At 74.4% G+C, this 25871-nt stretch carries 2 protein-coding genes; both read right to left on the reverse strand.

The window, feature by feature from the left end; genetic code table 11:
• Positions 1-24: 24 nt before the first annotated feature.
• Positions 25-9642 (reverse strand): type I polyketide synthase, encoded by a 9618-nt coding sequence (locus ACXNSR_RS02840; protein ID WP_458643543.1) that lies wholly within the window; start codon positions 9640-9642, stop codon positions 25-27.
• Between the two features lie 96 nt (positions 9643-9738).
• A complete protein-coding gene (locus ACXNSR_RS02845; RefSeq protein WP_458643544.1) occupies positions 9739-25848 on the reverse strand; it encodes an SDR family NAD(P)-dependent oxidoreductase in 16110 nt (5369 codons plus the stop codon).
• Positions 25849-25871 lie beyond the last annotated feature (23 nt).

The following is a 25871-nucleotide window of genomic DNA, read 5'->3' on the forward strand; positions in this document are numbered from 1 at the left end:
TACTGCCTGCTGTCCGCTGTGCTGCTAGATACCGAGCTCGTTCTCGATGAAGTCGAAGAGCTCGTCGGTCGTGGCTTCCTGGAGCTTCTCGGCCACGGCCCCGCCGCTCGAAGGGGCTTGCGGTTCACCCCATTTCGCGAGGAGGGCCTGCAGGCGCGAGGCGATGCCGGCCCGCGTCTCCCCGTCCGGATCGAGGACGGACAGCGCGGATTCGAGCTTTTCCAGTTCCGCGATGCCGGGGGCTGCCGCGGTGCTGCCGTCCTGGACGATCTCGGCGCGCAGGAACTCGGCCAGGACCGCGGGGGTCGGGTGGTCGAAGACCAGCGTCGCCGGGAGCTTCAGCCCGGTGGCCGCGTTCAGGCGGTTGCGGAGCTCCAGCGCGATCAGGGAGTCGAAGCCGAGCTCCTTGAACGCGCGGCCCGCGCCCACCTCGTCGGTGGTGGGGTGCCCGAGCGCGGTCGCCGCGTGCGAGCGCACCAGTTCCAGTACGGCCAGGGCCTGCTCGGCCTGCGGCATCACCGACAGCCGCCGCCGCAGCGCCTCGGCCGGGGAGTCCTCCCCGGCCGCGCCGGTCGCGTCACCGGCGGCCGCCGCGGCCCGTACGAGCGCACGTACCTCGGGCAGGTCGACGAGGAACGGGCTGGGCCGTACGGCGGTGTAGCCCGGCGTGAACCGCTCCCACTGGATGTCGGCGACGGCGACGGCCGGTTCGCCGTGGTCGAGGGCCTGCTGGAGCGCCCGGATCGCGGCGCGCGGCGCCATGGCCGGCACACCGCCGCGGTCGAGCCGCTCCCCGATGGCGCCGCCCGCGGCGAGCCCGCTGTCACCCCAGCGGCCCCAGGCCACCGAGGTGGCGGGCAGGCCGTCGGCGTGCCGCTGTTCGGCGAGGGCGTCCAGGTAGGAGTTGGCGGCCGAGTAGTTGCCCTGCCCGGCGTCGCCCAGGGTGCCGGCGACTCCGGAGAAGAGCACGAACGCGGACAGGCCGAGGTCGCGGGTCAGCTCGTGGAGGGTGAGCGCCGCGTCCGCCTTGGGGGCGAGCACGGTCGCGAACCGCTCGGGGGTCAGCCCGTCGATGACGCCGTCGTCGAGGACGCCGGCGGTGTGCACGACGGCGGTGAGCGGCTGGTCGGCGGGGACGGAGGCGAGGAGGGCCGCTACCGCGTCCCGGTCGGCCATGTCGCAGGCGGCGAGCGTGACCCGGGCGCCGAGCGCGGTCAGTTCGTCGCGCAGCCCGTCCGCGCCGGGCGCGTCGGCCCCGCGGCGGCTGGTCAGGATCAGGTGCTCGGCGCCGTTCTCGGCGAGCCACCGGGCCACGTGCGCGCCGAGCGCGCCCGTACCGCCGGTCACCAGCGTCGTCCCCGCAGGACGCCACTCGGGCGCGGTCGGCGCGTCGGCGAGCGGGGCGTGCACCAGCCGCCGGCCGAACAGGCCGGAAGCGCGGAGCGCCACCTGGTCCTCGGATCCGTCACCGGCCAGTACGCCCACGAGCCGCCCGAGGGTCCGGTCGTCGGCCTGCGCGGGCAGGTCGAGCAGACCGCCCCAGCGGTCGGGGAACTCCAGTGCGGCGGTGCGGCCGAAGCCCCACAGGAGGGCCTGCGCCGGATCCTGGAGCCGCTCGGAGCGGGAGACGGACACGGCGCCGCGGGTGACGCACCACAGCGGCGCGGACACGTCGGCGTCCCCGAGGGCCTGGACGAGCGCGGCGGTGCCCAGGAGCCCGGGGTGCGTGCGCAGCGCGGCCCCGTCGTCGCCGAGGGCGAGGAGGGACAGCACCCCGGCGGGGGCGGGCGCCCCGTCCGTGGCGGCCTTGAGGGCGTCGGTCAGCGCGTCCCGGGAGGCCGCGTCGGCGGCGACGGTGACGGTACGGACCTCCGCGCCGCGGTCGGCGAGCGTGCGAAGGACAGCGGCGGCCGTGTCACCGGCCGGGCCGGATACCGCCTCGGGCACGACGACCAGCCAGGTGCCGGAGAGCCGGGTGCCGGTGGCTTCGGCGAGGGCCTTCCAGGTGACCCGGTAGCGCCAGCCGTCAACCGTGGACTGCTCGCGGCTCTGCCGCCGCCACGAGGAGAGCGCGGGGAGCAGGGCGGTCAGGGGCTGGTCGCCTTCGATCCGCAGTTCGGCGGTGAGCGCGGCAAGGTCCTCGCGTTCGACGGCGTCCCAGAAGCGGGCGTCCATCACGCTCTCGCCGGTCACTTCACCGACTTCTGCCGGCGCGGCCTCGGGCCAGAACCGCTGCGACTGGAAGGCGTAGGTGGGCAGGTCCACGCGCCGGGCGCCGGTGCCCGCGAAGACGGCGTCCCAGTCGACGGCCACACCACGGACATACGCCTCGCCCAGGGAGATCCAGAACCGCTCCAGACCGCCCTCGTCACGCCGCAGGGAACCGAGTACCGCGGCCTCGCGGCCGGCGTCCTCGACGGTCTCCTGCATACCCACGGTCAGCACCGGGTGCGGACTCGACTCGATCAACACACCGAAGCCCTGCTCGAGGAGGGTACGGGTCGCCCGCTCCAGCTCGACCGTCCGACGCAGGTTGCGGAACCAGTAACCGGCGTCCAGCTCGGTACCGCTGACCCACTCCCCGGTGACCGTGGACAGGAACGGAACCTCCGCCGACCGCGGCACGATCGGGGCGAGAAGGGTCTCGAGCTCCTCACGGAGCAGCTCCACCTGGGCGGAGTGCGAGGCGTAGTCCACGGCGATCCGCCTGGCACGAACCCCGTCCGCCTCACAAGAGGCCAACAGCTCGTCCAGAGCCTGGACCTCGCCCGAAACCACCACGGAAGAGGGGCCGTTGACGGCGGCCACGGAGATCCGCGCCTCACCCCACGGCGCGATCCGCTCCCGGACCTCGGCAGCGGGTAGCGGCACGGAGACCATTCCGCCCAGACCCGCCAGCACCCGGCCGATGGCCTGACTCCGCAGAGCCACCACCCGGGCCGCATCCTCCAGGGACAGGATCCCCGCCACACACGCAGCCGCGATCTCACCCTGCGAATGCCCGATCACCGCACCCGGACGCACACCAGCCGACCGCCACACCTCCGCGAGGGACACCATCACCGCGAACAGCGCCGGCTGCACCACATCCACCCGGTCGAGCGAGGGCGCGCCATCGGCGGCCCGGAGCACATCCACCAACGACCAGTCGGTGAAGGGCTCCAGCGCCTTCGCACACTCATCCACCCGGGCAGCAAACACGGGTGAAGCGTCCAACAGCTCCACCGCCATGCCCACCCATTGCGACCCCTGTCCGGGGAACACGAACGCGGTCTTGCCCCCGATGACCGACCCCTGGACGAGCAGGGGTGCGGTGCCTCCGGCGGCCAGGGCGGCCAGGCCCGCGAGGTGTTCCTCGGGCCCCCGGCCGATCAGTACCGCGCGCCGGTCGTGCGCCGTGCGGGTGGTGGCCAGCGAGTGGCCGACATCGACGCGTCGCAGGTCAGGGCGGGTGGCGAGGTGGTTCAGCAGGCGTTCCGCCTGGCCGCGCAGCGCCTTCTCGGTCTTGGCCGTCAGCGGCCACGGCAGCGGGGTCCGCCGGTCGGAACCGGGGTCCTGCGGGGTCGTCGCGGTCAGTAGGGGGTGGGGGGTCTGCGACGCAGGGGTCCCCGGCTCGTCGGACCCCTGTTCCTCGGGGGCCTGCTCGATGATGGCATGGGCGTTGGTCCCGCTGAACCCGAACGACGACACTCCCGCGCGCCAGGGCCGGCCACCGGTCTCGGGCCAGGCTCGCTGTTCGGTCAGCAGGGCGACCTCGCCCGCGCTCCAGTCCACGTGCGGGGTCGGCTCGGCGATGTGGATGCTCTGGGGCAGCACACCGTGCTGCATGGCCAGCACCATCTTCATCACACCGGCTACGCCGGCGGCCGCCTGGGCGTGGCCGATGTTGGACTTGACGGAGCCGAGCAGCAGCGGCCGGTCCGCCGGCCGGTCCTGGCCGTAGGTGGCCAGCAGTGCCTGTGCCTCGATCGGGTCACCCAGCGACGTGCCCGTGCCGTGCGCCTCCACCACGTCAACCTCGGCCGTCGTCAGACGGGCGTTGGCCAGGGCCTGGCGGATCACGCGCTGCTGGGACGGCCCGTTCGGCGCCGTCAGGCCGTTGCTCGCACCGTCCTGGTTGATCGCCGTACCCCGGACCACGGCCAGCACCGGGTGCCCGTTGCGCCGCGCGTCCGACAGCCGCTCCACGAGCAGCATGCCGACGCCCTCGGCCGGACTGAAGCCGTCCGCGTCGGCGGAGAACGCCTTGCAGCGGCCGTCGGTGGACAGTCCGCGCTGGCGGCTGAACTCGATGAAGGTGCCGGGCGTGGACATGACCGTCACACCGCCGGCCAGGGCCATGGAGCACTCGCCGCCGCGCAGCGCCTGCACCGCGAGGTGCAGGGCGACCAGCGAAGCCGAGCAGGCCGTGTCGACGGTGACCGCCGGGCCCTCCAGGCCGAAGGTGTACGAGAGGCGGCCGGAGACGACACTGCCCGCGCTGCCGGTGGCCAGGTGGCCTTCGAGGCCCTCGGTGGCGGCGCCGCGTACGAGGTGGGAGTAGTCGGAGCCGTTGGTTCCGACGAACACTCCGGACTGGCTGCCGCGGAGGGTCTCCGGGTCGATCCCGGCCCGCTCGAAGACCTCCCACGAGGTCTCCAGCAGCAGCCGCTGCTGGGGGTCCATGGCGAGCGCCTCCCGCGGGGAGATCCCGAAGAACGCCGGGTCGAACGCGGCCGCGTCGGAGAGGAACCCTCCCTCGCGCGTGTACGAGGTGCCCTGCGCGTCGGGGTCGGGGTCGTACAGCGCCTCGACGTCCCAGCCGCGGTCGGCGGGGAACTGCGAGAGGGCGTCACCGCCGGAGGCGAGCAGCTGCCACAGCTCCTCGGGGCTTCGGACACCGCCGGGGAAGCGGCAGCTCATCGCGACGACGGCGATCGGCTCGGCGTCGGCCACGGAGGCGGAAGCCGCCGGTACGAGCGTGGCGGCGGCCGCGCCCTGCCCGGCGAGCTCGGCCCGCAGGTGGCGCGCGAGGACGGTGGGCGTGGGGTAGTCGAAGACGAGGGTGGGCGGCAGCTTGAGGCCGGCGGCGGCGCTCAGGCGGTTGCGCAGCTCGACGGAGGTGAGGGAGTCGAAGCCCAGCTCCTTGAAGGCCCGGCCGGCCTCGACGGCGTCGGGCCCGGCATAGCCGAGGACGGCGGCGACGGCCGTACGGACGAGCTCCAGCAGCAGCCGTTCCTGCTCGGCCTCGGGCTGCCCGGCGAGCTGCCGGGTGAGCACGGCGGCGCTGCCGCTGTCCTCGGACGCGTCGGGACGGGCGTGCTCCATGGCCTGTCGCGCCTCGGGCAGGTCGTGCAGCAGCGGCCGGGCGCGGCCGGAGGTGAAGGCCAGGACGAACCGCTTCCACTCCATGTCCGCGACGGTCAGGGTGGTCTCGTCGCGGTCCAGGGCGTGCCGGAGCGCGCTGACGGCCCGCTCGGGGGCCATCTCGATGACGCCGTGGCGGCGCATCCGGTCACCGACGGCGCCTTCGGCCATGCCTCCGTCGCCCCAGGGGCCCCAGGCGAGGGAGGTGGCGGGCAGCCCGGCAGCACGCCGGTACTCGGCGAAGGCGTCGAGGAACGCGTTGCCCGGCGCGTAGTTGCCCTGGCCGGGGGCACCGAAGGTGGCGGCGAAGGAGGAGAAGAGGACGAACGCCGACAGGTCGAGGTCGCGGGTCAGCTCGTGCAGGTGCAGCGTGGCGTCGACCTTGACCCGGAAGACCCGCTCGACCTGCTCGGGCGTAAGTGCCTCGATGACACCGTCGTCGAGGACGGCGGCGGTGTGCACGACGGCGGTGAGCGGCTGGTCGGCGGGGACGGAGGCGAGGAGGGCCGCTACCGCGTCCCGGTCGGCCATGTCGCAGGCGGCGAGCGTGACCCGGGCGCCGAGCGCGGTCAGTTCGTCGCGCAGCCCGTCCGCGCCGGGCGCGTCGGCCCCGCGGCGGCTGGTCAGGATCAGGTGCTCGGCGCCGTTCTCGGCGAGCCACCGGGCCACGTGCGCGCCGAGCGCGCCCGTACCGCCAGTCACCAGCGTCGTCCCCGCCGGACGCCACTCGCGCACCGCCGGGGTCTCGGCGAGCCCGGCTCGGACGAGACGTCGTACGAACAGGCCCGAGGCGCGCACTGCCACCTGGTCCTCGGCGGCGTCCCCGGCCAGCACGCCGACGAGTCGTCCGAGCGTGCGGGAGTCGGCCTGCGCGGGCAGGTCGACGAGCCCGCCCCAGCGCTCGCCGTGCTCCAGGGCCGTGACGCGGCCGAGTCCCCAGATCGGGGCCTGCGCGGGATCGGCCTGCTGTTCGGAACGGCCCACGGAGACCGCCCCACGGGTGACGCACCAGAGCGGGGCGGCGACGTCGGCGTCACCGAGGGCCTGGACCAGGGAGAGGGTGGCGATGACCCCGGCGGGCGCGGCGGAGCCGATCGGCTCCGCCTCGGCCCCGGCGGGGGTCAGGAGGGACAGCACACCCGAGACGTCGGGGCCGTCGGCGAGCACCTCACGGATCCGCTCGACCAGTTCGGCCCGTGCGTCGTGGGTACGGGGAACCGCGATCGGCCGTACGTCGGCACCGTGTTCGGCGAGCGCGCGCACGACGGCGTCGGCCCCCTCACCGGCCTCGGGGAGCGCGACGAGCCAGGTGCCGGTGAGACGGGTGGCGGCGGGTTCGGGAGCCGGCTTCCAGGTGATCCGGTAGCGCCAGCCGTCGACCGTGGAGCGCTCCTGCCGCCTGCGCCGCCAGGAGGACAGGGCGGGCAGGAGGGCGGTGAGCGTCTCGTCCCCGTCGATGGCCAGCTCGGCGGTGAGGGCAGCCACGTCCTGGCGCTCCACGGCTTCCCAGAAGTGGGCGTCGGCGGCGTCGGACGGGGACATGGCGGGTTCGGCGTCCGGGGCGGTGCCGCTCTCCAGCCAGAAGTGCTCCTGCTGGAAGGCGTAGGTGGGGAGGTCCACGCGCTGAGCGCCAGTGCCCGCGAAGACGGCGTCCCAGTCCACGACCACACCACGGACGTACGCCTCGCCGAGGGACAGCCAGAAACGTTCCAGTCCACCCTCGTTACGGCGCAGGGAACCCAGGATCGCGGCCTCGCGACCCGCGTCCTCGACGGTCTCCTGCATGCCGACCGTCAGCACCGGATGCGGACTCGACTCGACGAACACACCGAAGCCCTGGTCGAGGAGGGTACGGGTCGCCTGCTCCAGCTCGACCGTCTGACGCAGGTTGCGGAACCAATAACCGGCATCCAGCTCGGTACCACTGATCCACTCCCCGGTGACCGTGGACAGGAACGGAACCTCCGCCGCCCGCGGGACGATCGGGGCGAGGAGGGCGTCGAGCTCCTCACGGAGCAGCTCCACCTGCGCGGAGTGCGAGGCGTAGTCCACGGCGATCCGCCTGGCACGAACACCATCCACCTCACAAGAGGCCAGCAGCTCGTCCAGGGCCTGGACCTCACCGGAGACCACGACCGAGGAGGGGCCGTTGACGGCAGCGACGGAGATCCGCTCCTCACCCCACGCCGCTATCCGCTCACGCACCTCAGCGGCAGGCAGCGGGACGGACACCATGCCGCCCAGACCCGCCAGCACCCGGCCGATGGCCTGGCTCCGCAGAGCCACGACACGCGCCGCGTCCTCCAGGGACAGGATCCCGGCCACACACGCAGCCGCGATCTCACCCTGCGAATGCCCGATCACCGCACCCGGACGTACACCCGCCGACCGCCACACCTCGGCGAGGGACACCATCACCGCGAACAGCGCCGGCTGCACCACATCCACCCGGTCGAGGGAAGGCGCACCCTCGACACCGCGCAGAACGTCGGTCAACGACCAGTCGGTGAAGGGCTCCAGCGCCTTCGCACACTCAGCCACCCGGGCGGCGAACACCGGCGAGGACTCCAGCAGCTCAGCTGCCATGCCCAGCCACTGCGAGCCCTGACCCGGGAACACGAACGCCGTCTTGCCACCGACGGCAGCCCCGGTGACCACACCGGCCGCCAGCGAACCCGACGCCACCGCGGCCACACCAGCCGCGTGATCACCGAAGACCACCGCCCGGTGGTCCAGCCCCGCACGTGTAGACGCCAACGACCAGCCCACGTCCAGCGGATCAACGTCCGCCGTGCCCGCCAGCCAGCCCGACAGCCGCTCCGCCTGCCCCCGCAACGCCCCCGCACTCTTGCCCGACAGCACCCACGGCACCACCGGCATCCCCGAACCGGTCTCCGTCTCAGCCGACTCCGGCTCCGGGGCCTGCTCCACGATCACATGTGCGTTCGTCCCGCTGAACCCGAACGACGACACACCCGCACGACGCGGGGCGCCGGTCTGCGGCCAGGGCACGGTCTCGCCGATCAGGGAGACGGCACCCGCCTCCCAGTCCACGTGCGGGGTCGGCTCGTCGAGGTGGAGGGTCTTCGGTACGACGCCGTGGCGCATCGCCTCGACCATCTTGATGATGCTCGCCACACCGGCCGCGGCCTGGGTGTGACCGATGTTGGATTTGATCGAGCCGAGCAGCAGCGGCCGGTCCGCCGGCCGGTCCTGGCCGTAGGTCGCAAGCAGAGCCTGCGCCTCGATCGGGTCACCCAGGGTCGTGCCCGTGCCGTGCGCCTCCACGACGTCCACCTCGGCCGTCGTCAGACGGGCGTTGGTGAGCGCCTGGTGGATGACGCGCTGCTGGGACGGCCCGTTCGGCGCGGTCAGGCCATTGCTCGCACCGTCCTGGTTGATCGCGGAACCGCGGATCACGGCGAGCACCGGGTGCCCGTTGCGCCGCGCGTCCGACAGCCGCTCCACGAGCAGCATGCCGACGCCCTCGCCCCAGCCGGTGCCGTCGGCGGCGGCCGCGAAGGGCTTGCAGCGGCCGTCGGCGGCCAGCCCGCGCTGGCGGCTGAACTCGGTGAAGGTGGCCGGGGTGGCCATCACGGTGACACCGCCGGCGAGGGCCATGGTGCACTCCCCCGCCCGCAGGGCCTGCACGGCCAGGTGCAGGGTGACGAGGGAGGAGGAGCAGGCGGTGTCGACGGTGACGGCGGGGCCTTCGAGGCCGAAGGTGTACGCCACGCGGCCGGAGGCGATGCTGCCGGAGCTGCCGGTGCCGAGGAAGCCCTCGACGCCCTCGGGGACGGAGTCCAGGCGGGCGGTGTAGTCGTGGTACATCACGCCGGCGAAGACGGCGGTCCGACTGCCGCGCAGGGACGTCGGGTCGATGCCGGCCCGCTCGAACGCCTCCCAGGAGGTCTCCAGGAGCAGCCGCTGGTGCGGGTCCATCGCGAGTGCCTCGCGCGGGGAGATGCCGAAGGGAGCGGGGTCGAATCGGGCTGCGTCGTAGAGGAATCCGCCCTCGCTGACGTAGCTGGATCCGGCGCTGTCGGGATCGGCGTCGTAGAGCGACTCCACGTCCCAGCCGCGGTCGACGGGGAACCCGGAGATGGCGTCGTCGCCGTTGGCGACGAGCCGCCACAGGTCCTCGGGGGTGCGGACGCCGCCGGGGTAGCGGCAGCTCATCGCGACGATCGCGATGGGTTCCTGGTTCTGCTCCTCTACCTCGCGCAACCGCCTGCGGGCCTGGCGCAGATCGGCGGTCGCCCGCTTGAGGTAGTCGCGAAGCTTGTCCTCGTTCACCATGTGCGTGGGCTCCATGCCAGAGAGGCGGTCGTACGGGTCTGTCCGTGGGGTGTTCGGGTGGCCGGGCGGGGCGGGGTGCCCCGCCCGGCGTGCTCAGGCGCCGAGTTCGTCGTCGAGCAGGTCGAAGAGCTCGTCGTCGGTCACCGCGTCGAGGTCGTCGTCGGTGTCCTCGTCGGCGCCGGTGTGCCGTCCGGTGTCCTGGCCGGCGTTCCACTTGGCCACGAGGGCCTGGAGGCGCATCGTGATCCGCGAGCGGGTGACGACGTCCGCATCCGTCGCGTCGACCGCGCCCAGCGCGGTCTCCAGCCGGTCGAGTTCGCCGAAGACGGTGGGTCCGTCGGCGTCGAGGGGCAGGGCGGAACGCAGGTATCCGCTGAGCTGCTCCGGGGTCGGGTAGTCGAAGATGAGCGTGGCCGGGAGCCGGAGTCCGGTGGCCGCGCCGAGCCGGTTGCGCAGTTCGACCGCGGTGAGCGAGTCGAAGCCCAGCTCCTTGAACGCGCTGCCCGGTTCGATGGCGGCAGCGCCGTTGTGGCCCAGTACCTGGGCGACGTGGGTGCAGACCGTGTCGAGCAGCACCCGGTCCCTTTCGGCGGGCGGGAGTTGGGCCAGCCGCTCCGCGAGCGTCCCCGGGGCGTCCGCCAGGGCGCCGCCGCTCGTCCTGCGCCGTACGGGCGTACGGAGCAGGCCGCGCAGCAGCGGGGCGACGGTGTCGCCCACCTGGGCCTGGAGGGCGGCCAGGTCGATCCGGGCGGGCACGAGCAGGCTCTCCGCCGGGGCGCCCAGAGCGGCGTCGAAGAGGGCCAGGCCGTCGGCGGCGGACAGCGCGTCCATGCTGCCTCGCCGGAGGCGTCGCCGGTCCTGCTCGTCGAGGGTCGCGGCCATGCCGGCCTCGTCGTCCCACAGGCCCCAGGCGAGCGAGAGGCCCGCCAGGTCCTGTGCGCGTCGGTGCTGGGCGAGCGCGTCGAGGAAGGTGTTGCCCGCGGCGTAGTTGGCCTGACCGGCGTTGCCGAACACGCCGGCCGCCGAGGAGAACAGGACGAACGCCGCCAGGTCGAGGTCCCGGGTCAGCTCGTGCAGGTTCCATGCCGCGTCGGCCTTGGGCCGCAGCACCCGCGCGACCCGCTCGGGGGTGAGCGAGGTGAGCGTGCCGTCGTCGAGCACACCGGCGGTGTGGACGACGGCCGTCAGCGGGTGCTCGGCCGGTACGGAGGCCAGCAGCGCGGCCAGGGCGTCCCGGTCGGCGGCGTCGCAGGCGGCCCAGGTGACCCGGGCATCCAGCGCGGCCAGCTCGTCGGCGAGTTCGCCGGCGCCGGCCGCGGCGGCTCCGCGGCGGCTGGTGAGCAGCAGGTGCCGTACGCCGTGCTCGGTGACGAGGTGACGGGCGAGGAGGCCGCCCAGGGTGCCGGTGGCTCCGGTGATCAGGACGGTGCCGTCGGGGTCGATGGCACGGATGCCGTCCTCCGTCGGCGTCGCGGGCGGTGTGAGGGACGCGCGGGCCAGCCGGGGCACCCGTACGGCACCGTCGCGCAGGGCGAGCTGGGTCTCGTCGGTGGCGAGCGCGGCGGGCAGGGCCCGGTACGAGGGGTCCTCACCGTCGAGGTCGACGAGGACGAACCGGTCCGGGTGCTCGGCCTGCGCGGAACGCACCAGCCCCCACACCGTGGCGTGCGCCAGGTCCGTGACGTCCTCGTCGGGGCCCGCGGCGATGGCGCCGCGGGTGACGACGGCGAGCCGGGCGGCCGCGAAGCGGTCGTCCGCCAGCCACCCCTGGAGGAGCTCCAGGGCGTTCCGGGCCGCGGTGTGTGCCGCCGAGGCCGCGGCCGGCGCCGCGAGGTCGGGCGCCAGGGAGACGAGGACCGTCTCCGGTGCCGGCTCCCCCAGGGCCTCGGCCAGGTCGAAGGACTCGCCCAGCGCGTCGAGGTCCGGGTGGGTCGATGCGGACGGGTCGTCGAGGAGCCCGGCCCGTTCCAGGCCGGCGCCCGTCTTGAGCGGGTCCGCGCCGAGCAGCGCCCAGCCGCTGCCGGATGCCGGCGGCACCTCGGGCAGCGTCAGGGCGGCCCAGTCGATCCGGAAGAGCGCCTGCGCCACGGGTCCGGTACCGGCGGCGGCGATGGCTTCGGCGGCCAGGGGGCGCAGGACGAGCGAGTCGACGGTCAGGACCGGCTGTCCCGTCCCGTCCCACAGGGTCAGCGCCACCGCGTCGCGGCCGGCCGGTGCCATCCGTACGCGCAGCGCTTCGGCGCCGGCGGCGTACAGCCGGACGCCGTCGAAGGAGAAGGGCAGCCGCGCGCCGGGCGGGCCGTCGGGGAAGAACTCCCCGAGTCCGACGGCGTGCAGGGCTGCGTCGAGCAGCGCCGGGTGGAGGCCGTACGGGGCGGCTTCCGCGAGGCGGTCCTCGTCGAGGGCGACCTCGGCGAACACCTCGTCGCCGAGCCGGTAGGCCCGGCGCAGGTTGCGGAAGGCGGGACCGTAGCCGAGCCCGATGGCGTCGAAGCCGGGGTACAGCTCGTCCACGGCGCAGTCGACGGCTCCGGCCGGCGGCCACTCCCCCAGCACCGCCCCGGTGTCGGGGTCGTCGGTGTCGGGGGCGAGGACGCCTTCGGCGTGCCGGGTCCACGGCGCGTCGGGAGCGTTCTGCTCGGGACGGGAGTAGACCTGGAAGGCCCGGCGTCCGTCCGCGTCCGGCTCCGCCACGGCGAGCCTCAGCTGCGTCCCGCCCGTCTCCGTCAGCACCAGGGGCGCTTCGAGGGTGAGGTCGTCCACGTGGCCGCAGCCCGCGTGGTCGCCGGCCCGGACGGCCAGTTCCACCAGTGCGGCACCCGGCAGCAGGGCGGTGCCCGCGACGCGGTGGTCGGCCAGCCAGGGGTGGGTGCGCAGGGAGAGGCGCCCGGTGAAGAGGAAACCGTCCGAGTCGGGCAGGTCGACCGCCGCCCCGAGGAGCGGGTGCGCGGTCGGGCCGAGCCCGGCGGAGGCGACGTCGCCCGTGAGGGTGTGGGCGGGTGCCTCCAGCCAGTAGCGCTGCCGCTGGAAGGCGTAGGTGGGCAGGTCCGCCCTGCGGGCGCCGGTACCTGTGTAGTAGGCGTCCCAGTCGACGGCGATGCCCCGCAGGTGCGTCTGGGCGAGGGCCGCACCGAGGGTGGCTTCCTCGGGGCGGTCCGCGCGTAGGACGGGGACGAAGGCCGCGCCGTCTCGCGTGAGGCACTCCTGAGCGAGTGCGGAGAGGACGCCTTCGGGGCCGAGTTCGACGTACGTCGTCACCCCGGCGTTCTCCAGGGCCCGGATGCCGTCGAGGAAGCGGACGGTCTCGCGGACGTGGCGGACCCAGAAGTCGGGCGCGGCCATCTCGTCGGTGACGAGGGCGCCCGTCAGGTTGGAGACGACCGGGATACGGGGGGCCTCGAAGGACAGCCCTTCCACGACCCGGCGGAAGGCGTCGAGCATGCCGTCCATGTGCGGCGAGTGGAACGCGTGGCTGACCGTCAGGCGCTTGGTCTTGCGGTCGGCGAACGCCTCCGCGACGGCGACCGCCGCGTCCTCGTCACCCGCGATGACCACCGAGCGCGGACCGTTGACCGCCGCAATGCTCACCCGGTCCGTCAGCAGCGGCAGCACCTCGTCCTCCGACGCCTGCACCGCGATCATCACGCCACCGGACGGCAGCGCCTGCATCAGCCGGCCGCGCGCCGCCACCAGCGTGCACGCATCCTCCAGCGAGAGCACCCCGGCGACGTGCGCGGCGGCGATCTCGCCGATGGAGTGACCGGACAGGAAGTCCGGCTTCACACCCCACGATTCGAGGAGCCGGAACAGCGCCACCTCGACCGCGAACAGCGCGGGCTGGGTGTACTCCGTACGGTCCAACTGCGCCGCGTTCTCCCCGAACAGGACTTCCTTCAGGGGCAGTTCGAGGTCCAGCCGCTCGTCCACCGCGTCCAGCGCGGCCGCGAACACCGGGTGGGCCGCGTACAGCTCACGCCCCATGCCCAGGCGCTGGCTGCCCTGCCCGGTGAACAGGAAGGCCAGTTTCCCGGGCGTCGGCGAGCCTTCCAGCAGGCCGGCCGTCCAGTCGCCGTCGGCGAGCGCGGCGAGACCGGCGAGGAAGCCCTCACGGTCCTCCGCGACCACCGCGGCCCGCCGGTCGAGAGCGGTCCTGCTCGTGGCCAGGGCGTAGCCGACGTCCACGGTGGACAGCCCGGGGTGCTCGGCCACGTGCGCGGCCAGGCGCGCGGCCTGCTCGCGCAGGGCCTGCGGGTCCTTCGCCGAGAGGAGCCACGGCAGGCTGCCGGGCACGCGGACCGGCTCGGGCCGTGCCTCGGGCTCTGCCGGCTCGGGGGCCTGCTCGATGACGGCGTGGGCGTTGGTGCCGCTGAAGCCGAAGGAGGAGACGGCGGCCCGGCGCGGACGGCCGGTCTCCGGCCAGTCCGTGGCCGACGCCAGGAGGGTCACGGCTCCCGCCGCCCAGTCGACGTGCGGGGTCGGCTGGTCCACGTACAGGGTCTTGGGCAGGATTCCGTGCCGCATCGCCATGACCATCTTGATGATCCCGGCGACACCTGCGGCGGCCTGCGTGTGGCCCATGTTGGACTTGACGGAGCCGAGGAGCAACGGCCGGTCCGCCGGCCGGTCCTGGCCGTAGGTGGCCAGCAGCGCCTGTGCCTCGATCGGGTCACCCAGCGACGTGCCCGTGCCGTGCGCCTCCACGGCGTCCACCTCGGCGGCGGACAGACCGGCGTTGGAGAGCGCCTGACGGATGACGCGCTGCTGGGACGGCCCGTTGGGCGCCGTCAGGCCGTTGCTCGCACCGTCCTGGTTGATCGCCGTACCCCGGACCACTGCCAGCACCGGGTGCCCGTTGCGCCGCGCGTCCGACAGCCGCTCCACCAGAAGCACACCGGCACCCTCGGACCAGCCCGTGCCGTCGGCGTCGGCGGAGAACGCCTTGCAGCGGCCGTCGGCCGCAAGGCCCCGCTGCCTGCTGAACTCCACGAACGCCGCGGGCGTCGCCATCACGGTCACGCCGCCCGCCAGGGCGAGCGAGCACTCCCCGCTGCGCAGGGCCTGCACCGCGAGGTGCAGGGCCACCAGGGAGGAGGAGCAGGCGGTGTCGACGGTGACCGCCGGGCCTTCCAGACCGAACGTGTACGAGAGGCGGCCGGAGATGACGCTGGCCGCGTTGCCCGTGCCGAGGAAGCCCTCGACACCCTCGGGCAGCGCCGCGAGCCGGGAGGCGTAGTCGTGGTACATGACACCCGCGAACACGCCGGTCCGGCTGCCGCGCAGGGTCCGCGGGTCGATGCCGGCCCGTTCGAAGGCCTCCCAGGAGGTCTCCAGCAGCAGCCGCTGCTGCGGGTCCATCGCGACGGCCTCGCGCGGCGAGATCCCGAAGAACGCCGGGTCGAAGGCGGAGGCGTCGGAGAGGAAACCGCCCTCGCGGGCGTAGCTCGTGCCCTCGCGGCCGGGGTCGGTGTCGAAGAGACCGTCGACGTCCCAGCCGCGGTCGTCGGGGAAGCCGGAGATGACGTCCCGGCCTTCCATGACGAGCCGCCACAGCTCGTCCGGGCTCTCGACGCCTCCGGGGTACCGGCAGCCCAGACCCACGATCGCGATCGGCTCGTCGTCGCGGGCGGCGACGGTGCCCGGTGCGGGCGGCGCGGCGGGTACGGCTCCGAGCAGCTCGGCCCGCAGGTGGTCGGCCAGGACCGTGGAGGTCGGGTAGTCGAAGACGAGGGTGGCGGGCAGGCGCAGCCCGGTGGCGGCGGCGATCAGGTTGCGCAGCTCGACGGCGGTCAGGGAGTCGAATCCCAGCTCGCGGAAGGAGCGGTCGGCCTCGACCGCCTCGGGCCCGGCGTAGCCGAGCACCGCGGCGACCTGGGTGCGTACCAAGTCCAGTACGAGGAGCTGCTGTTCGGCGTCCGTCAGGCCGACGAGGCGTGCCGCCGGTCCGGATGCGTCGAGGGCGGTGGCTCCGGCGGTGGCCCGGCGTGCGGGAGTCCGGACCAGGCCCGACAGCAGCGGCGGGAGCATCCCGCTGCCCGCCTGGGTGCGGAGGGCGGCGAGGTCCAGCTTGACCGGCACCAGGAGCGGCTGCCCGCTGGCGGTGGCGGCATCGAACAGCGCGGTGCCTTCGGCGGCGGTGAGCGCGCTGACGCCACCACGGCCGAGCCGGGACACGTCCTCGGTGTCCAGGCTGCCGCCCATGCCGCCAGCCTCGGCCCACAGGCCCCAGGCGAGGGAGGTGGCCGCCAGGCCCTGGGCCCGACGCTGGGCCGCCAGGGCGTCCAGGAACACGTTCCCGGCCGCGTAGTTGGCCTGACCGGCGCCGCCGAACACACCGGCGGCCGACGAGAACAGCACGAACGCGGACAGGTCCAGATCCCGGGTGAGCTCGTGCAGGTTCCACCCCGCATCGACCTTCGGCCGCAGTACCGCCGACAGACGCTCGGCGGTCAGCGAACCGACCACACCGTCATCCAGGACACCGGCCGTATGCACGACCGCCGTCAACGGGTGCTCCGCGGGAACCGTCTTGAGCGCGGCCGCCAGTGCCTCGCGGTCGGCGACGTCACACGCCGCCCACGACACCTCGGCACCCAAACCCGCAAGCTCCGCCGACAACTCCGGAACCTCACCCCGCCGGCTCACCAGCAGCAGACGCCGCACACCGTGCCCGGTCACCAGGTGACGGGCGAACAGCCCGCCCAGCGAACCACTCGCACCCGTCACCAGCACCGTGCCATCGGCATCCCACTCGGTGGCCGCGTCGGCAGCGCCCGCCGCCCGCGCCAGCCTCGGCACCAGCACCGCACCGCCCCGTACCGCGACCTCGGACTCACCCGAAGCCAGCGCCGCCGACAGCCCCTCGTTCAGATCGGCATCGACGTCGGTGTCGGCATCGAGGTCGACCAGGACGAACCGGCCCGGGTTCTCCGACTGCGCCGAACGCACCAGACCCCACACCGCGGCATGCACCAGGTCGGGCACGCCCTCACCGGGCACGGCTTCCACCGCACCCCGCGTCACGAACACCAGACGCGCGTCCGTGGCAGACCGGTCCTCCGACAGCCGTTCCTGCACCAGCCGCAGCACCCGTGCCGTTTCGGCGTGCACCGCTTCCGGCACCGCGGGGCCGCCGTCCGTGCGCAGGCAGGTGACGACGACATCGGCCCCGTCAGCCGGTGCCGCGGCCGTCCGATCGGCGGGGAGCGCCGTCCAGTCCACCCGGAACACGGAGTCGGTGCGGCCGTCGCGTCGCGCCGCGCCGATCTGCTCGGGCGAAACCGCCCTCAGGGCCAGCGAGTCCACCGAGGCGACCGGCTGACCGGCCGAGTCGGCGAGTTCCAGCGACACCGCGCCGTGTCGGGCCGGGGCCAGGCGGACCCGCGCCGCCGAGGCGCCGGCCGCGTGCAGCCGTACGCCGTTCCACGCGAAGGGCAGTCGGGCGCCTTCGCCGGTGTCGACGTCCGGGCCCGCGGTCAGGGCGCCGTCGAGCGCCAGGGTGTGCAGCGCGGAGTCGAGCAGGGCGGGGTGGAGCCCGAACGCGGCTGCGTCCGCCTGGGCACGTCCGGTCAGGGCGAGTTCGGCGAACAGTCCGCCGTCGTGCCGCCAGGCGGCCCGGAGGCCCTGGAACAGGGGTCCGTAGCGGAGTCCGGAGGCATCGAGCAGCTCGTACGCGTCGTCCACCGGGACGGGGACCGCTCCCGTGGGCGGCCAGACGCTGAGGTCTGCGGTGGTGGCACGGACGTCGCCCACCAGCAGTCCGGAGGCGTGCCGGAGCCACGGTTCGTCGTCGACGTCCGAGTCGGCGTCCGCGTCGGCCGCGCGGGAGTACACGGCTACCGCACGGCGGCCCGCGGCGTCCGGCGCTCCGACCGTGACCTGTACCTGGACGGCGTCGCCCGCGTCCGACAGGACCAGCGGCGCCTGGAGCGTCAGCTCGTCGAGGGCCGGGGCTCCGACCCGTTCGCCCGCGTGCAGGGCCAGCTCGACGAAGGCCGTCCCCGGGACGAGGACGGAACCCATGACGGCGTGGTCCGCCAGCCAGGGGTGGGTGCGCAGCGAGAGCCGGCCCGTGAGGACGCATCCGTCGGCGTCCGCGAGGGACACCGCCGCGCCCAGCAGGGGGTGGCCGGCTGCCGCGAGGCCGAGGCCGGTGGCGTCGCCGGGCAGCGGGGTGCCGGTCTCCGGCCAGAAGCGCTCACGCTGGAACGGATAGGTGGGGAGGTCGACGCGTCGCGCGCCCGTCCCGGCGAACCAGGCGTGCCAGTCGGCTTCGACGCCGCGCACGTGTGCCCGGGCGAAGGCAGTGGCGACGGTCTCCGCTTCGGGGCGGTCCGCACGCAGCGTCGGGGCGAAGTCGGCGCCGGTCGCGTGGGTGGCGCAGTCCTGGGCGAGGGCGGACAGCACGCCCTCCGGGCCGAGTTCGACGTAGGTGGTGACTCCGGCGGCCTCCAGGGCGCGGACGCCGTCGAGGAAGCGGACGGCGTCGCGGACGTGGCGGACCCAGAAGTCGGGCGAGGCCATTTCGTCGGTGACGAGGGCACCGGTCAGGTTGGAGACGACCGGGATTCGGGGGGCCTCGAAGGACAGCCCCTCCACGACCTGGCGGAAGTCGGCCAGCATGCCGTCCATGTGCGGCGAGTGGAACGCGTGGCTCACCGTGAGGCGCTTGGACTTCCGTTCCGGGAAGGCTTCCGCTACGGCGGTCGCCGCGTCCTCGTCACCGGCGACGACCACCGAGCGCGGGCCGTTGACGGCCGCGATGCTCACCCGGTCGGTGAGCAGCGGCAGGACCTCGTCCTCCGACGCCTGGACGGCGATCATGACCCCGCCCTCGGGCAGCGCCTGCATCAGACGGCCGCGGGCCGCCACCAGCGTGCACGCGTCCTCCAGTGAGAGCACCCCTGCGACGTGCGCGGCCGCGATCTCACCGATCGAGTGACCGGACAGGAAGTCCGGCCGCACACCCCAGCTCTCCAGGAGCCGGAACAGCGCCACCTCGACCGCGAACAGCGCGGGCTGGGTGTACTCCGTACGGTCCAGCAGCGCCGCGTCGTCCCCGAACAGGACGTCCTTCAGCGGCAGTTCGAGGTCGAACCGCTCGCACACCGCGTCCAGCGCGGCCGCGAAGGCCGGGAAGGCGTCGTAGAGCTCACGCCCCATCCCGAGCCGCTGGCTCCCCTGCCCGGTGAACAGGAACGCGGTGCGGCCGCCCTTGGCGACCGTGCCCCGGACCAGACCGGGCGCCGTCCGCCCGTCGGCTAGTGCGGCCAGGGCGGTGACGGCCTCGGCGCGGTCCCTGGCCACGATCACCGCGCGGTGGTCGAACCCGGCGCGGGTCGTGGCCAGGGAGTGGGCGAGGTCCGTGAGCGCGAGCTCCGGGCGGGTCTCCAGGTGGGCGCCCAGGGTACGGGCCTGCGCGGACAGGGCGTCCGTGCTGCGGCCCGAAAGGCGCAGCGGGAGCACGTCGGGCGTGGTGACGCCCTCCGCTTCGGCCGGGGCGGCCTCGGCCGGCGGCTGCTCGATGATCGTGTGGGCGTTGGTGCCGCTGATGCCGAACGACGACACACCCGCCCGGCGCGGGCGGCCCGTCTCCGGCCACGGAACCGGCTCCGTCAGCAGGCTGACGGCGCCTTCCGACCAGTCCACGTGGGGCGACGGCTGCTCCGCGTGCAGGGTGCGGGGCAGTACGCCGTGCCGCATCGCGAGCACCATCTTGATGACGCCCGCCACACCGGCCGCGGCCTGGGTGTGTCCGAGGTTGGACTTGATGGAGCCGAGCAGGAGCGGCTGGTCGGCCGGGCGGTCCTGACCGTAGGTGGCCAGCAGGGCCTGTGCCTCGATGGGGTCGCCGAGGGTCGTGCCCGTGCCGTGGGCCTCGACCGCGTCGACCTCGCCGGCCGACAGACCCGCACTCGCGAGGGCGGCGCGGATGACCCGCTGCTGGGAGGGGCCGTTGGGCGCGGTCAGACCGTTGCTCGCACCATCCTGGTTGATCGCCGAACCCCGCACGACGGCCAGCACCGGGTGACCGTTGCGGCGCGCGTCCGACAGCCGCTCCACCAGCAGCATGCCGACACCCTCACCCCACCCCGTACCGTCCGCGTCGGCCGAGAAGGCGCGGCAGCGGCCGTCGGCGGAGAGGCCGCGCTGGCGGCTGAAGCCGACGAACGTGCCCGGGGTGGCCATGACGGTGACACCGCCGGCGAGGGCCAGGTCGCACTCGCGGGTGCGCAGGGCCTGGATCGCCATGTGCAGGGCGACCAGGGAGGAGGAGCACGCGGTGTCGATGGTGACGGCGGGGCCTTCGAGTCCGAAGGTGTACGAGATGCGTCCCGAGGCGATGCTGCCCGTGCTGCCGGAGCCGAGCGAGCCGTCCGCGCCGTCGGCCGAGCGCTCCAGCAGGGCGGCGTAGTCGTGGTACATCACGCCGGCGAAGACGCCGGTGCGGCTGCCGCGCAGCGTGGCCGGGTCGATGCCGGCGCGTTCGAAGGCCTCCCAGGTGGTCTCCAGCAGCAGCCGCTGCTGCGGGTCGGTGCCGACCGCCTCGCGCGGGCTGATCCCGAAGAACGTCGGGTCGAATCCGGCGGCGTCGTGCAGGAAGCCGCCGTGGCGGGTGTAGGAGGTGCCGGGGTGGTCGGGGTCGGGGTGGTAGAGCGACTCGACGTCCCAGCCCCGGTCGGCCGGGAAGCCGGTGATGGCGTCGCCGCCGCTCTCCAGCAGCCGCCACAGCTCCTCCGGGGTGGTCACTCCACCCGGGTAGCGGCAGCTCATCGCCACAATCGCGATCGGGTCGTCGTCGGCGCCGGTGGCGCCGGAGCCGGGCCCGGCGGCCGCGTCCTGGGACGCGGGGCGGTCCCCGCCGAGTTCGGTGGAGAGGTGACGGGCCAGGGTGAGCGAGGTCGGATAGTCGAAGACCAGGGTGGCGGGCAGCCGGCGGCCGACGGCCGCGCCGAGCCGGTTGCGCAGTTCGACGGCCGTGAGGGAGTCGAAGCCCAGCTCGTTGAAGGCGTGTCCGGGTTCGATGGCGTCCGGGGTGCCGTGGCCGAGCACGTCGGCGACGTGGCCGCGGACGAGGTCGAGCAGCAGCCGCTCCCGTCCGGGGGCGTCGAGGCCGAGGAGGCTCCGTTCCAGGGCGGACTGCTGCGTCCCGGCCCGCCCGCCGCCGGTCCCGGTCGCGGCGGTGCGCCGTACGGGGGTGCGGACCAGCCCGCGCAGCAGCGGGGCCACGCCCGCCCCGGCGGGGGGCAGCGTCAGCCGCATCGGCACGAGCAGGGCCTGACCGGCGCGGTCGGAGCCGGCCTCCGGGCCGGCCGCGGCCAGGGCGTCGGCCAGGTCGAGGAGCGCGAGGCCGTCGGCCGCGGTGAGGCCGTGCACGCCGCCGCGCTTCATCCGGTCGAGGTCGGCCCGGTCCAGCGCGCCGGCCATCCCGTCGGCGTCCTCCCACAGGCCCCAGGCCAGGGAGACGGCCGGCAGGCCCCGGGCCCGGCGGTGCTGGGCGAGGGCGTCCAGGAAGGAGTTGGCGGCGGCGTAGTTGCCCTGGCCGGGGGCCCCGAACACACCGGCGGCCGAGGAGAACAGGACGAACGCCGACAGGCCGAGGTCGCGGGTCAGCTCGTGGAGGTGGAGAGCGGCGTCGGCCTTGGGCCGCAGGACGGCGTCGAGGCGTTCGGGCGTGAGCGAGTCGATGACGCCGTCGTCGAGGACACCGGCGGTGTGGACGACCGCGCGCAGCGGACGCGCGGCGGGTATCGCCGCCAGGGCGGCGCCGAGCGCCTCCCGGTCCGCCGCGTCACACGCGGTCCAGGTCACGTCGGCGCCGAGCTCGTTGAGCTCGCGCGTCAGCTCAGCCGCGCCGGGCGCCGTGTCGCCACGTCGGCTCAGCAGCAGCAGGTGGCGTACGCCGCGTTCGGCGACGAGGTGCCGTGCGACGAGCCGGCCGAGGGTGCCGGCGGCCCCGGTGACGAGGACGGTGCCTTCGGGGTCGTACGAGGGGGCCTCGGCCGCGGTGCCGGAGTCGACCCTGGCCAGCCGCGGAGCGTGCGCGGCGCCCTCGCGCAGGGCGAGCTGCGGCTCCTGCGCGGCGAGGACGGCGTCGAGGTCGGCCCCGGACACCTCGGCGGGCGGTACGTCGGTGTCCACGAGGACGAAACGGCCCGGGTGCTCGGACTGCGCGGAGCGCACCAGGCCCCAGACGGCCGCCTGAACGGGGTCGGGTACTCGGTCGCCGGTGCGGACGGCGACCGAGCCCCGGGTCAGGAGGACGAGCCGGCTGTCGGTGAGCCGGTCGTCGGCGAGCCAGCGCCGCAACAGGCGGAGCGTGCCGTGCGTGGCCGTGCGGACGGCCTCGGGGGTGAGTTCCGGCGCGGCGGGCAGGTGTACGAGGACGGTGCCCGGGACGGGCGCCCCGGTGTCGAGGGCCGCATCCAGCGCGTCGGCGGCGGACGGCCCGTCAAGGACCAGCCGCTGCTCGTCGGCCGTGTCCGGGGCGTCGGCCGGGGCGGGGAGCGGCAGCAGGTTCCACTCCACCTGGAACAGGGAGTCGTGGGGGCCGCCCGCCCCGGTGTCGAACTGTCCGGCGGACACGGTGCGCAGCGTGAGCGCGGCGATGTCCGCTACGGGCGCTCCGGCGCCGTCGGCGAGCGCGAGCGACACCGTGTCCGGGCCGGCCTTGGACAGCCGGACGCGCAACGTCGAGGCGCCGACGGCGTGCAGGGACACTCCGGTCCAGGAGAACGGCAGCCGGCCGCGGCCGGTGTCCTCGACGAGTCCGGCGATGCCGATGGTGTGCAGGGCGGCGTCGAGGAGGGCGGGGTGCAGCCCGAACAGGGAGGCGTCGGTGCGCTGTTCGTCCGAGGTGTCGATCTCCACGTAGGCCGCTTCCCCGGTCACCCAGGCGGCGCGGACGCCCTGGAAGGCGGGGCCGTAGTGGAGTCCGGCCTCCGCGAGCCCGGAGTAGAGCTCCTCGACGGGCAGCGGCGTGGCGTCGGCCGGGGGCCAGGTCTCGGGGGCGAAGGACGGCTGCGGGGCGCCGACGGCGAGGACACCGTCGGCGTGCCGGGTCCACGGCCGTTCGGCCGCGTCGTGGTCGGCTGCGGGGGCGTCATCCGACGGCTCGGGGCGGGAGTGCACGCCGAGGGGGCGACGGCCCGTGGCGTCGGGGGCACCGACCCACAGCTGGAGCTGGACGCCGCCGTCCTGGGGCAGGACGAGCGGGGCGTGCAGGGTGAGTTCCTCCAGGAGGTCGCAGCCGACCTGGTCGCCGGCCCGGACGGCCAGCTCCACGAAGGCGCTGCCGGGCAGCACGACCGAGCCCATGACGGTGTGGTCCGCGAGCCAGGCGTGGGTGTCCAGCGAGAGCCGGCCGGTGCAGAGGAAGCCGTCGAGGCCCGCGAGGGCGACGGCGGCGCCGAGCAGTGGATGGCCGGCGGTTCCCAGACCGGCCGCGGAGACGTCTCCAGGGGGGCGTCCGGCGTCGAGCCAGAAGGGCTCGCGCTGGAAGGCGTACGTGGGCAGGTCGACGCGCTCCACGCCGGTCCCGGCGTAGTAGGCGGCCCAGTCGACGGCGGTGCCGCGGACGTGCAGGCGGGCGAGGGCGCCGGTCAGGGTGCCGGTCTCGGGGCGGCCGGAGCGCAGTACGGGTACGAAGACGGCCGTGTCGGCTTCGTCGGCCAGGCAGTCCTGGGCGAGGGCCGAGAGGACGGCGTCGGGGCCGATCTCGACGAAGTGGACGACGTTGCGGGTGGAGAGGGCGCGGACGCCGTCGAGGAAGCGGACGGTCTCGCGGACGTGGCGGACCCAGAAGTCGGGCGCGGCCATCTCGTCGGTGACGAGGGCGCCCGTCAGGTTGGAGACGATCGGAATGCGGGGGGCCTCGAAGGACAGCCCTTCCACGACCTGGCGGAAAGCCTCGAGCATGCCGTCCATGTTCGGCGAGTGGAACGCGTGGCTGACCGTGAGGCGCTTGCTCTTCCGGTCGGGGAACGACTCCGCGACGGCGACCGCCGCGTCCTCGTCACCCGCGATGACCACCGAGCGCGGGCCGTTGACGGCCGCGATGCTCACCCGGTCCGTCAGCAGCGGCAACACCTCGTCCTCCGACGCCTGCACCGCGATCATCACACCACCGGACGGCAGCGCCTGCATCAGCCGGCCGCGCGCCGCCACCAGCGTGCACGCGTCGTCCAGCGAGAGCACCCCGGCGACGTGCGCGGCGGCGATCTCACCGATGGAATGCCCGGACAGGAAGTCCGGCTTCACACCCCACGATTCGAGGAGCCGGTACAGCGCCACCTCGACCGCGAACAGCGCGGGCTGCGCGTACTCGGTCCGGTCCAGCACCGCCGCATCCGTCCCGAACAGGACCTCCTTCAGCGGCAGTTCGAGATCCAGCCGCTCACCCACCGCGTCCAGCGCGGCCGCGAAGGCCGGGAAGGCGTCGTAGAGCTCACGCCCCATGCCCAGGTGCTGGCTGCCCTGCCCGGTGAACAGGAAGGCGACCTTCCCGCCGACCGGGCGGCCGAGGGTGACGCCCGGGGCGGAGCCGTCCGGGTCGAGGGCGGCGAGGGATTCCAGTGCGCGGACGAGACCGGGCCCGTCGGCGGCGCTGAGGACCGCACGGTGCTCGAAGTCGGAGCGCCCGCTCACGAGCGAGTGCGCGACGTCCCCGGCGTGCAGGCCGGGGTGGGCGGTCAGGTGCGCGCGCAGCTTCGCGGCCTGGGCGCGCAGGGCCGCCGGTGACTTGGCGGAGAGGTTCCACAGCGGCGGTACGGGGGCCGCGGCGGCCGGCGGCTCGTCGGCGGCCCGCTCGGGCGCGGGGGCCTGCTCGGGGGCCTGCTCGATGACGGTGTGGGCGTTGGTGCCGCTGATGCCGAACGAGGAGACGCCCGCGCGACGGGGTGCGCCGGTCTCGGGCCACGGTACGGACTCGGTGAGCAGCCGCACGGCGCCCTCCGACCAGTCGACGTTCGGCGTGGGCTCGTCGACGTGCAGGGTCTTGGGCAGGACGCCGTGGCGCATCGCCATGACCATCTTGATGATCCCGGCGACGCCTGCGGCGGCCTGGGTGTGGCCGATGTTGGACTTGACCGAGCCGAGCAGCAACGGCCGGTCGTCCGGGCGGTCCTGCCCGTAGGTGGCCAGCAGTGCCTGTGCCTCGATCGGGTCGCCGAGGGTCGTGCCGGTGCCGTGTGCCTCCACGGCGTCGATCTGGGCGGGCGAGAGCCGGGCCCCGGCGAGCGCCTCGCGGATGACCCGCTGCTGGGAGGGACCGTTGGGCGCGGTCAGGCCGCTGCTGGCGCCGTCCTGGTTGACGGCTGTCCCGCGGATCACGGCGAGGACGGGGTGGCCGTTCTCGCGGGCGACGGAGAGCCGTTCGAGGACGAGCATGCCGGCGCCCTCGCCCCAGCCGGTGCCGTCGGCGGCGGCGGCGAAGGACTTGCAGCGCCCGTCCCCGGCCAGTCCGCGGTGGCGGCTGAACTCGGTGAAGGTGCCGGGCGTCGACATGACGGTGACGCCGCCCGCGAGGGCGAGGGTGCACTCGCCGCTGCGCAGGGCCTGGGCGGCGAGGTGGACGGCGACGAGCGAGGAGGAGCACGCGGTGTCGACGGTGACGGCCGGGCCCTCCAGGCCGAGCGTGTAGGCGATGCGGCCGGAGGCGATGCTGCCGGAGCTGCCGTTGCCGAGGAAGCCCTCGATCTCCTCGGGGACGCTGAACAGCCGGGCGGCGTAGTCGTGGTACATCAGGCCCGCGAAGACGCCGGTGCGGCTGCCGCGCAGCGTGGCCGGGTCGATGCCGGCGCGTTCGAAGGCCTCCCAGGAGGTCTCCAGCAGGAGCCGCTGCTGCGGGTCCATGGCGAGCGCCTCGCGCGGGGAGATCCCGAAGAACGCCGGGTCGAAGTGGTGGGCGTCGTGGAGAAATCCGCCGACCTGCTCGTAGGCCTCGATGCCGCTGTCGGGGTCGGGGTCGAAGAGGACCTCGGCGGGCCATCCCCGGTCGGCGGGGTACGGCGAGACGGCGTCGGCGCCGTCGGCGACGAGCTCCCACAGCCGTTCGGGGGTGTCGATGCCTCCGGGGTAGCGGCAGCTCATCGCGACGACCGCGATCGGCTCCTGGTCCCGCTCCTCCACCTCGCGCAGCTTGCGTCGCGCCTCGCGGAGGTCGGCCGTCGCCCGCTTGAGGTAATCGAGGTACTTCTCCTCGTTCACCATTGTTTACGCCATCCCCGTCG

The sequence above is a fragment of the Streptomyces sp. NC-S4 genome (assembly GCF_054353315.1).